General features: G+C 36.6%; 6 protein-coding genes. 2 read left to right on the top strand and 4 right to left on the bottom strand.

Features of this window, described 5'->3' with window-relative positions; translation table 11 throughout:
- Positions 1 to 31: 31 nt before the first annotated feature.
- The 4 genes from B5X53_RS08040 to uvrA form a co-directional block, all read right to left on the bottom strand.
- The gene (locus B5X53_RS08040) at positions 32 to 2,434 is read right to left on the bottom strand and encodes an alpha-ketoacid dehydrogenase subunit alpha/beta (protein WP_079712723.1); all 2,403 of its coding nucleotides are present in this window, start codon (positions 2,432 to 2,434) and stop codon (positions 32 to 34) included.
- Between the two features lie 204 nt (positions 2,435 to 2,638).
- Complete coding sequence (locus B5X53_RS08035; RefSeq protein WP_079712722.1) at positions 2,639 to 5,452, bottom strand: gluzincin family metallopeptidase; 2,814 nt, start codon at positions 5,450 to 5,452, stop codon at positions 2,639 to 2,641.
- A 73-nt stretch (positions 5,453 to 5,525) separates the two neighbouring features.
- Complete coding sequence (locus tag B5X53_RS08030) at positions 5,526 to 6,215, bottom strand: LOG family protein (RefSeq protein WP_079712721.1); 690 nt, start codon at positions 6,213 to 6,215, stop codon at positions 5,526 to 5,528.
- Positions 6,216 to 6,231: 16 nt separating this feature from the next.
- Complete coding sequence (uvrA, locus tag B5X53_RS08025; protein WP_079712720.1) at positions 6,232 to 9,063, bottom strand: excinuclease ABC subunit UvrA; 2,832 nt, start codon at positions 9,061 to 9,063, stop codon at positions 6,232 to 6,234.
- Between the two features lie 502 nt (positions 9,064 to 9,565).
- On the opposite strand from uvrA, the gene B5X53_RS08020 reads away from it, so the two are divergent.
- Complete coding sequence (locus B5X53_RS08020) at positions 9,566 to 10,582, top strand: helix-turn-helix transcriptional regulator (RefSeq protein ID WP_079712719.1); 1,017 nt, start codon at positions 9,566 to 9,568, stop codon at positions 10,580 to 10,582.
- Between the two features lie 232 nt (positions 10,583 to 10,814).
- Complete coding sequence (locus B5X53_RS08015; protein ID WP_143533246.1) at positions 10,815 to 12,164, top strand: hypothetical protein; 1,350 nt, start codon at positions 10,815 to 10,817, stop codon at positions 12,162 to 12,164.
- Positions 12,165 to 12,218: the final 54 nt, after the last annotated feature.

Below are 12,218 nucleotides of genomic sequence, written 5' to 3'. Positions count from 1 at the left end.
GGGGATTCTCACTTTAAACAATAAACAAGATTTATCGTATCGCCGGATATTCCTCTGGATTTACTTCGTTAAAAATCGCATAAACCTTTTCAAAAATATCTTCTGCTGAAGGTTTACTGAAATAATCTCCATCGGTCCCATAAGCCGGACGGTGTTCTTTTGCGGTTAGTGTTTGCGGTTTGCTATCCAGGTATCTCCAGGCGTTTTGCTCGTTTAAAACCTTATCTAAAATAAAGGCTGAAGCCCCTCCCGGAACATCCTCGTCTATCACCAGAAGTCGGTTGGTTTTTTCAACACTTTTTACAATATCGTGATCTAAATCAAAAGGAAGTAGCGATTGTACATCAATCACTTCGGAATTAATCCCATATTCACTTAGTTCTTCAGCAGTTTGACACACAATTCTTAAAGTAGAACCATAAGAAATTAAGGTAATATCTGTTCCTTCTCTTACAGTTTCCACTTTACCAATCGGCGTTCTAAGTTCAGGTAGGTTGCTTGGTCTTTTTTCTTTTAATCGGTAACCGTTTAAACACTCTACTAATAATGCAGGAGTGTCCTGCTCCAGTAGAGTATTATAAAAACCTGCAGCTTTGGTCATATTTCTGGGTACTAAAACGTACATACCGCGAACCAGGTTTAAAATTCCACCCATTTGTGAACCACTATGCCAAATACCTTCTAAACGGTGGCCACGGGTTCTTATAATTAGCGGGGCTTTTTGTTTTCCTTTGGTACGGTACTGCAGCGTTGCAAGGTCGTCACTCATTCCCTGTAGAGCGTACATTACATAATCCAGGTATTGAATCTCAGCAATTGGTCTTAGACCTCTCATTGCCATTCCAATTCCCTGTCCAAGGATTGTTGCTTCACGAATTCCAACATCGGCAACGCGTTGTTTTCCATATTTTTTTTGAAGACCTTCCAGTCCCTGGTTAACATCACCAATTTCACCGGCATCTTCACCAAAGATTAGCGTTTCTGGGATATTGCCAAAAATCTGGTCAAAGTTATCACGCAGAATAATTCTTCCGTCTACTTCAGTTGAACCTTCATCGTACTCCGGTAAAACTTCAGATTGAATCCCATTAGATTTGATATATAAATGGCTGTTATAATCATCAGCCATATCTTTATTAAAATCCTTAAGCCAATTTAGTAATTGAGACTTTTCTTCAGAATTTTCCCTTCTAATGGCTCTTAAAGTTTTTCTTGCTGCTACAGCCAGATCTTTTTTAAGCGGTTCTTTATTTGAATTAAGATCTTTTGCCAGGTTAATAACGGTCTCTTTTTCTTCGGTATTCTTTGCTAGTTTAGAAAGTACAGCGAGTAATTCTTTTTGTTTGGCTTTAGTAGGTTCGGCATATTTATTCCAGGCTACCTTCTTACCTTCTCTTACCTCGCGTTTTATTTCCTTTTCAATACTTTGCAGCTCTTCGTCTGTGCTAATATTGTTTTCCAGAATCCATTCTCTAAATTTTACATTGCAGTCATACTCACGCTCCCAGGAAAGGCGTTGCTCATTTTTGTAACGCTCGTGAGAGCCGGAAGTAGAGTGCCCTTGTGGTTGCGTAAGTTCTACCACGTGGATAAGCACCGGACAATGTTCTTTTCGGGCTATTTTTTCGGCTTTTTCGTAGGCTTCAATAAGCGCTACATAATCCCAGCCATTCACCACGATTATTTCGTAGCCTTTATTTTCTTCATCTCTTTGGAAACCCTTTATGATTTCAGAAATATTTTCTTTTGTTGTTTGGTGTCTTGCGTGTACCGAAATTCCATATTCATCGTCCCATACGCTTAATACCATAGGTACCTGCATCACGCCGGCAGCATTTAGGGTTTCCCAAAAATGGCCTTCGCTGGTACTGGCGTTTCCAATAGTTCCCCAGGCGATTTCATTTCCATTTTCTGAAAAATTCTCGGCCGATAATCCTTCTACGTTTCTATAAATTTTTGAAGCCTGAGCAAGCCCTAAAAGTCTTGGCATTTGGCTGGCAGTAGGGGAGATATCTGCACTGGAATTTTTCTGTTCCATCAGATTTTTCCAGCTGCCGTCTTCATTAAGACTGTGGGTGGTAAAGTGTCCGCCCATTTGCCTTCCGCCAGACATGGGCTCGTTTTCCAGGTTAGAATCGGCATACAAACCGGAAAAAAATTGTTCTATGCTAAATTGATTAATGGCCATCATAAAAGTTTGATCACGATAGTAACCAGACCTAAAATCTCCATTTTTAAAAGCTTTTGCCATAGCAAGCTGTGGCACTTCTTTTCCATCGCCAAAGATTCCGAATTTAGCCTTTCCGGTGAGCACTTCGCGTCTTCCTAAAAGGCTACATTCCCGGCTGGTGACGGCAATTTTATAATCTGCCAGCACCTCGGTCTTGAAATCTTCAAATGAAATTGAATCTTTAGTTTTTGTTTCGCTTTGCATGAACGTAATTTATGAATAATAACAAATGTAACGAAAACTTAGATTGTACACAATTCATTAAAATCAAAATATTTTAAGAAAAGTGTATTTTAAAGGATTTTTATTGTATTTACCGAAAAGAAATATCATATTTAATAGGAAATGCTGATTAATACGTAATTGTAATGAAGAATAATAAGAATTACCTAAGCATTTAAATATTTGTTAATACCAGCGACGGGTAAATAACCTGATTAATGTATTTAAATCTAAGGAAACGATAAATCTTATTTTCTGATCATAATTTTCCTGGGCTACTTCCCAGCCTAAATTAGAATAAACAGGAAAGAAAACTTCAAAATAGTCGTCAACTAAACTCAACCGTACCCCTGAGTCGTATAAAAAACGCGCATTTTGATGCTGATTTTTTACTAAACCAACATCTCCATATATAAAAAACCATTTGTAAAGGTTAGTACTACCATTTAACGTAGTTAACCATTGGTTAGCATATTCGGGTTGTAGCTGGGATTTAAATCCACCCTCTGCAACGATAATTTGCTGACTGAATAAACCAGAACCCTGGCTTCTTCCGTAGTAATTGTAATCAAAGAGATAATCGGTAGGGCGATCTAAGGCAAAACTGAAATAATCGGTTTCCATATTATCACTGTATAAAAATGTACCGGTAAAGAACCTAAGGTTGATCTGGCGATTATTTCTAAATAGTTTTCGATATTCCAGGCTCATAGAAATTTTACTGAATTTTTCTGCCAGTTGAAAATCAAAAGAAGCGCTGTAATAATCTACCAAATGAGGCTTGCTGTACCTGTAATTAATATTGAAAACATTGTAATTAGGTTCATCTAAAGTTTTATCGGGGTCGCTATCCCGTCTTACGTTTATATTTCTTATTAATAAATTTTGACGCTCGTTATCCCGTAAATATTTATCTCGGAATGAAAAATTTAAAAATGGTGTATATTTTTCATAAAAGAGATTGTAGCCATACGAATAGCGCGTTCCTCCGAGGCCGTAAGAAATTTTGTAGAGTTCCTTATTTTCAAACTGGTGTGTATTGCTAAAAGAAGCCGAACCAACTATGGTTTCACTATTAAAACCATATTTAGGTGAAATATTAAAATTGAAGGTTTTTGAAAGAACTGTTTTATTATACAATTTGGGCCCAATAGAAATACCATCGTACAGGTTATAACTGAATTCAGGCATAAAAAATAACTGGTTATATTTGGGATCTTCAATATCCTGAAGTAATCTAAACTGAAGCGGTTTGTTAAAAAGTTTGGTTACCGCCTTATAATTATCCCGTTGATTAAATTCGGGAATTTTTTGCTCATAATTTAATGCAAGCCTGTCTACATCCTGCCGCGCAATTTCTATTGTTTTGGTTTTATCTATATTTTCCACCCATTTTTTAAAGATTATTTCGCCGTCTTTTAAACCATATAAAGAAACCGGGAAGTCTGTTTTTCTTTTGTTTTTAATGGTAACGCGCAGCGAATCTTTTGTTTTGCGTAACCTGTGAATCGTAAAATCTATCTTTTTATTTGAGCCAACATAATCCTGAAAGAACCATGAAATGTCTTTTGTTGCATGATTTTTTAAATTCTGTTCAAAATCTTCAGCCGTGGTTGGACGCATATTATTTTCCTGATAGAAATCTTTAACTGCATCTTTAACCTTACTGTTTTCCAGGTAATCTTCAAGATATTTTAAACCCACGCCGGCTTTATAGGCATTAGCGATGTTTTTATTGAATTTCACCAGGGAATCCTGAGCTGTCCTAAGGGGTTGGTCTAAATTCATACGCGCCATGTTCATATACAGAAACTGGTACTGGTCGTTAAATTCCAGATCTGCCGCGTGAAACCATCGTATACCAATAATATCGCTGAGATTTCCTAAAAGTTTCATCTTAGGATAATACTCATTTACATAATCTATCATCAAAGAAACCAGAATAGCATCGTGTACCCATTGCTCTTTACGCGGATTAATGTGCACCGAATTTTTCAGTAAATTATTGGTGATGGTTTTAAACTGTTTAATATCGTATTGAAAACCATCTGGAAACGGGCGAATAAAACCTGGCAATTGGTTTAAACCATAAATAGGACTACTTAAATAATCGTCCTGGGTTACGAAAATATTATGGTGAGGATATTCCCCAAGTCTCTTGTTGTAGTATTTTAAAATACGCTCTAATAAAATTCTTTTAATTTCCGGTTGAAGGTCCTCATCATCTACATTTGTCAATATTTCGTGATTTTCCGTTCTAATCGACTCAAAAATAAATGAATTGGTAAGATATAATTTAGTGTCTAATTGATCTTTACCTGAAAGTTTTACGGTTTTAAAACCATTTCTGGTACTAACACTTTCAAAATCCAGCGCCGTCCCCACGTAGTATTTTGGTGGAGTGGTAAGAGTGATTTCAACATTATGCATTGCATTATATTGATCGCCTAAATCCTTATGGCTAAAAACTTCCCAATTTCCGTTTTTGTAAACGCCGGGAGTAATATACCAATACCTGAGTTTGTAATTATTATTTGAATCTACCCCGTAACGTGTAAATTTATCTATGGGAATTTTTACCTGGTAATCTAAATTTATGGTGATGCTTTTACCTGGTAGTAAAGGTTTATAAAGTTTGACCCTAATAAGATCCTGGGCCAGGTAAGGGCGTTCCCAAATTAGGGATTCGTTTTCGGTATTGGTGAGCTTATTAATATGGGTAGCTCCGCGTTCTTCATCTTTAGCAAAGCGGAAGCGCCTTGCAAATTCTTCAGCAAAACGTTTTGCCAGGGGAGTGTCTTTGGCGCTAAAGGCATTAGCCCAGTCGTTAAGGTAAATTTGGGTAAGTGTATCCTTACTGGAGTTGGTATAAACCAATTCCTGCTCTATAGTAAAAGTATGGGTACTATCGTTTAAGTGAGCTTGTAAAGCAATGGAGTTTTGTGTAAAACCCCATCCAATTCCCACAAAAAAAAATAAATAAAACAGATAAAATCTCAAGGGGAATATATTTAACGTAACACAGAATTCGAGCTAAATATAATCAAAGTTTTTTTCCCTTCTCAAGATTTGCTTAAAAGTTAGGACTAAGATTATATTCTCCGTAGAATTCGTTTAGAATTTCAATAACTTCATCTTCGGTATCTACTACCTGAACCAAGTCCATATCTGGTGCACTAATGTTTTGAAAAGTATCTAAAAGTGTTTTTTGCACCCAGTCTACAAGCCCTCCCCAAAAATCTTTTCCTACTAAAATAATAGGAAATTTGTCTATTTTATGAGTTTGAATTAGCGTGATGGCTTCAAAAAGTTCGTCTAAAGTTCCAAAACCACCCGGCATTACTACAAATCCCTGAGAGTATTTTACAAACATTACTTTTCTAACAAAGAAATAATCAAAATCCAGGCTTTTATCGTTGTCAATATATGGATTGTCGTGTTGCTCAAAAGGGAGATCAATATTTAATCCTACAGAAGTTCCGCCGCCAAGATGAGCACCTTTATTACCCGCTTCCATAATTCCCGGGCCACCCCCGGTGATTACTCCGTAACCGTTTTCAACAATTTTTTTAGATATTTTTTCGGCTAGCTTGTAGTATTTTTGGTCGGGTTTGGTTCTGGCTGAACCGAAAATTGAAACACAGGGACCAATTTGACTTAGCTTTTCGTAGCCATTTACAAATTCACCCATTATTTTAAAGATCGCCCAGGAATCGTTTGTTTTAATTTCGTTCCAGGCTTTATTTTTTAAATTTTTATTCATATTATAATTAGTATTGTTAGTGTAATTCTTTTTTAAGGAAACCGGCAGTATAACTCTTTTTTGATTTGGCTACTTCTTCAGGGGTACCTTTAGCGATTACTTTACCGCCATTTTTACCACCTTCAGGGCCTATATCAATTATATAATCGGCCATTTTTATTACATCCATATTGTGTTCTATAATAAGGACGGTGTTTCCTTTGTTGGTCAATTCGTTTAATACATCCATCAATACCCTAATATCTTCAAAGTGTAGGCCGGTGGTAGGCTCATCTAAGATATAGAAAGTATTTCCCGTATCGCGTTTTGAAAGCTCGGTAGCAAGTTTAATTCGTTGGGCTTCTCCTCCCGAAAGTGTGGTACTTTGCTGGCCAAGTGTGATATAACCTAAACCAACATCTTTTATGGTTTTTAATTTTCTATATATCTTTGGAATAGGCTCGAAGAAAGTTGTTGCATCGTTAATGGTCATTTCTAAAACATCAGCAATCGACTTTCCTTTGTACCGAATTTCCAGAGTTTCACGATTGAAGCGTTTTCCCTGGCAGGTTTCACATTCTACGTAAACGTCCGGAAGGAAATTCATTTCAATAACCCGTAATCCGCCACCTCTACAGGTTTCGCATCTCCCGCCTTTTACGTTAAAGCTGAATCTTCCGGGTTTATAACCACGAATTAGCGACTCAGGGGTTTTAGCAAAAAGACTCCTAATTTCTGAAAATACGCCAGTATAGGTAGCCGGGTTAGACCTTGGAGTTCTGCCAATAGGCGTCTGGTTAATATCAATTACCTTATCAGCATTATCCAGTCCTTTAATAGTTTTGTATGGTTTGGGCTCTTTTACGCCATTAAAATAATGGGCATTCATAATAGGATAAAGAGTCTCATTGATAAGTGTGGATTTCCCACTACCGGAAACTCCAGTAACCGCAATCATTTGTCCCAACGGAATTTTAATCGAAACATTTTTAAGGTTATTTCCGGTTGCTCCTTTTAGTTCTATATGTTTTCCGTTTCCTTTTCTTCTTTCTTTAGGAATTGCAATTTCTTTGCTTCCGTTTAAATATGAAGCAGTAAGCGTATCGTGTTTTAATAATTCTGAAGGTGGACCTTCACTTATAATTTCCCCACCGTGTTTTCCGGCTCTTGGACCAATATCAATCACATAATCAGCACGTTCTATCATATCTTTATCGTGTTCTACCACAATCACAGAATTGCCAATATCTCTTAGAGCAATAAGGGAATTAATAAGTTTTTCGTTATCACGCTGATGCAAACCAATACTCGGTTCGTCTAAAATATAAAGAACGCCAACCAATTGTGAACCAATTTGTGTGGCTAATCTTATTCGCTGTGCTTCTCCGCCAGAAAGTGATTTTGAACCACGATTAAGGGAAAGGTAGGTGAGCCCAACGTCTACAAGAAATCCAATTCTTGTTCTAATTTCCTTAATAACTTCGGAGGCAATCTGGTTTTGTTTTTCGCTTAGTTTTTTCTCTAACCCAACGAACCATTTAGCCAGGTCTTCAATATCCATTAAAGAAAGTTCGGCTATATTTTTTTCGCTAATTCTGAAATAAAGCGATTCTTTTTTAAGTCGGCTGCCTTCACAAACGGGACATTCAACTTTATCCATATATTCTTTGGCCCAGCGTCTTAAAGAAGTAGAATCATTATTATTAAAAGTAGTTTCAATAAAAGTGGCTACGCCTTCAAAATTGATCTTAAATTCTCGGGTTATGCCCAGACTTTTGGATTCTTTAGTAAAAGTCTCTTTGCCTCCGTGAAGAATAAACTTCATTGCGGCATCTGGTATTTTAGAAACAGGATCTGTAAGTTTAAAGTCCCAGCGCTCAGCTATTAATTCCAGCTGAGAAAAAACCCAGTTCTTTTTTTGCGGACCGTGAGGAGCTAACGCTCCATTTTTTATTGATTTTGAACTATCTGGAATAATTCTATCAGTATTCACCTGGTATAAAGTGCCAATTCCGTTACAACTTGGGCAGGCACCTTTGGGTGAATTAAATGAAAACGTGTTAGGCTCAGGATTAGGATAAGAGATCCCGGTAGTAGGGCACATTAAATTCCTACTGAAATAACGAACACTCTCAGTTTCCTGATCAAGTATCATAAGCGTATCGCTGCCATGATACATTGCGGTTTTTATAGTTTCGTCCAAACGCTTTTGCGCATCGGTCTTATCATCTATTTTTAAGCGATCTATTACAATTTCTATATCGTGGGTTTTGTAGCGGTCCAGTTTCATACCTTTTACCAGATCCCTAACTTCACCATTAACCCTTGCTTTCAGAAAACCCTGCTTGGCTATTTGTTCAAATAATTCGCGGTAATGCCCTTTTCTGGATTTTACCACAGGGGCCAAAACACTTACTTTTTTTCCTTTAAAATCTTTTAAAATGAGATCTTTTATCTGGCTATCGGTATAACTAACCATTTTTTCACCGGTCTTATAACTATAAGCTTCACCGGCGCGTGCATAAAGTAAGCGTAAGAAATCGTAAATCTCTGTAATAGTCCCAACCGTACTTCGTGGATTCTTACTGGTGGTTTTTTGCTCTATTGCAATAACAGGGGAGAGTCCTTCAATTTTATCTACATCTGGTCGCTCCAGGCCTCCTAAAAACTGCCTTGCATAGGCCGAAAATGTTTCTATGTAACGGCGCTGTCCCTCGGCATAAATAGTATCAAAAGCCAGGGATGATTTTCCTGAACCAGAAAGTCCGGTAATTACCACCAGTTTTTCTCTTGGAATATTAACATCTATATTTTTAAGATTATGGACGCGAGCCCCTAATACTTCTATAAATTCTTCGGTTTTAGCCATATTTTTTATCAAGGGGGCAAAGGTACTTAAAGTGTTGCTAACTAAAAAGAAAGGAAGTTTCCAGTAGTGTTAATTATGGTTTAAAGTTTAAAAAAGGAATTAGCGTTAAGCTTTGGGAAGAATAGGGTTGGATTAATACAAATTTATTAGATCCAAAAATTAATTTGAGTTTGTCGTATTTCTTCTTCCTTTCACCTTGTATTTATTGTGCTGATTGTCAGTATAATATTACTTTATTTTTTTGCGTAAAATAAGGTTAATCCCCTATATTTGAGATACCAAATCTACATATTAAATTTTTTCCACCCCCCGGAAAGGTAACCAACCTACAAGTAGGTAATTTAAGCCCCATCAATTTTGCCCCTTTATTTTTGATCCCCCCACGAAAGATTTAAAAGATCCAAACCCTTCTATTGCGGTGTTTTAAATCTATCAATTAATTTATGTGGACCTACTCCACGGTTTTTACTAACTGGCTAAGAAGCCGCAAAATTGATGTATTATGATAACAGAAAAAAAGCAGTTACTGCTTATTACCAACAAACAAAGTATGGTAGACTGTGTTCAGGAGGGGGTTAGTATGCAATTTGAAGTAGCTCACGCGAATTCTTTACATACTGGCTTTAACATGGCACTTAATTTATTACCCGATGTAATTTTATTAGATTATTCTTCTTTTAGATCGGGCCGGAATTTTAAGAATATCGCTAATTTTAAATCAAATCATTTTCTTACTAAAGCCTGGCTCGTGGTTTATGCCGAAGAACGCTACAGGGCTGAAGCTGAGAGCAGGTTTAGAAAAGTGGTAGATGAGTTTTTATACTCTCCTACTATAGAAGCGCTTTGTGGAAAGATTATAAAACTTGTATACAGCAATCGTTCACTTTCCAACTTTTGGAAAGACGCTTTTATGGGAATGTTTAACATTATTTCCCAACCGGTAGTGCTGTTGGACCAAAACGAAATTGTAGCCATGAACGATGCTTTTAAGCAAAGTTTTGATGTGAGAGATAAAAAGGGTTTAAAACTCACCGACTTCGTGAAATGCGAAAATATACAGAAGGTTAAAGATAGTTTAAGAAATTTTGCACGGGGTAAACATATAAAAGCCTCCACCAAAACTGCGTTATTATTAAGGAATGATAAAGTGAGAAATGCCCGAATTAATTTTTCAAAATTAAACAGGAATTTTGGACATCAGTTTGTCATGTTTATAGATCTCATGGAAGAGAATGATGTAATTAATGACAGGATAGGAACTGCTTCAGAAGAAGTAGAAGATTGTTTCAAACAAAATAGCCAACTAACCGACTTTAAGTTTACCAATAGAGAAAAAGAAATCATTGAATTACTTATTAAAGGATATAAAACCAAAGATATATCTGAAGCTTTGTTTATTTCTCCAAAGACTATAGAAAAACATCGTTCTAATATAATAAAGAGAACAAATTCTGATACTATTTTGGAGAGTATAATTTATGCCATTAATCATAAACTTATAGATTATCAAAAAGTTTAAGAAAAGCCTTTTCGCTGAAATAGGGGAAAACCCCTATGGCATGATAGGAAAGAATTAGACTACATTTATCATATGAATTACTAGTCACCCCACTTCACTAGTTTTTACCTCAGCCTATTTATTTTACCGCCCCAACAGTAGTATTGATATATCAAGATGCTCTTTATGGAGTCATATTATATATATATTGTTTTAACCATTCTAAATATTTATTAACCAAAACTTTAGTGTTATGAAAAACCTAAAAAATTACCTTTCAAGTCTCGTGATTGTCGCGATGCTATTTACATCTTGTAGTAAAGATGAGTCCACAAACAATGTGGGAACCGATGGAGAAATGGCGAGTATTTCGCTGGGAGCAGTTTTAAATGACCTGGATAGACAGGGACTATTAAAACAGGCGATTCCTGAGTGTTCAGAAGATGCACCTATGTATGTAAGAGTTGTTCTTACCCATGATTTAGGAGAAGAAGATGTAGTTGTTCCAGTTAATTTTGACGGAACCACTTATTTTACAGATTATGATGAGGAACTGGCAATTCCAATCCCCGCCGGTGAAACTACCACTTCAATTAGTGTATCCGATTTCTGGGTTTATTCTGAAGAACCGGGTGAAAGTACTTTGCCAATTTGGGTAGCTCCAAAAGAAGGAAGTGAGTATGAGAATTTTGTGAATGACCCGCTTCCAATGAACTTTGAACTTAGAGCCGGCTCAAAGAAATATGTTGATGTAGAAGTATTATGTTTCGATGATAGAGATGTAAACTTATACGGATATCAATTCTTTGATCTTATTCCAATTCCGATGATTAAATTCTGTTTATTCGGAAACTTCTGTCCTTCAGAAGACGGTAGACACTATGTAGCCGGTTATACAGTAAATGTATGGCAAGGTGATGCGCCCGTTGGAGATCCAATTTACACTGAATCTAATGTTGTAGATGAAGACGATGCTACTGGTGATTACTATTCAGATCCATTATGTTTCTGGTTGCCTGATACTGATGAAACTGATACTTACTATTTTGAAATTACATTGGATAATACCGATGAGTATAGTTCAGACGATGCAGGAGAAGTAATTCTTGCCGGTCCAATCACTGATGATGAAATTAAAATGTTCTATAGTGAAGACGACGATTCAACAATGGATTACTACCACTTTAATTATGGATGTGGAAATGATAACCCTCCACCATTTGATGACCCAAGAACAGAAGCTAAACGTTATAAAGCCTGTTTAAAGAATTTAGGTGATTCAAATGCTGTAGGATTTGCATACCTGAAGTTACAAGGAAATCAATTAACTGCTACTACAGCAGCTACTGAACTTACTCCAGGAGATGTGCCACAACACATTCATGAAAATGCAACCTGTGCAGATTATGGTTCGCCAATTTGGGATCTTGATTACACAGGAGATGTTTGGCCTGAAGCAGATGGAGCTGGAAACTTATTCTATACCAGGACTTTTACTTTAACTCCTGCTCAGGTAGCAGCTGCTAATTTAGATTTTAGAACCGCAGTACTGCACGAGTCAGATATGACACCACTAGCTTGTGGAGAGTTTGAAGAGTATTAAAACTCTTTTAAAGGTGTCCCTCAACGGGGGGCACCTTTTTAATTCCTTTTAAAA

Origin of the sequence: Salegentibacter salinarum (genome assembly GCF_900168115.1) — a bacterium.
Taxonomy (GTDB): Bacteria; Bacteroidota; Bacteroidia; order Flavobacteriales; family Flavobacteriaceae; genus Salegentibacter; species Salegentibacter salinarum.
This window is presented reverse-complemented; position numbering and strand designations above follow the sequence as displayed.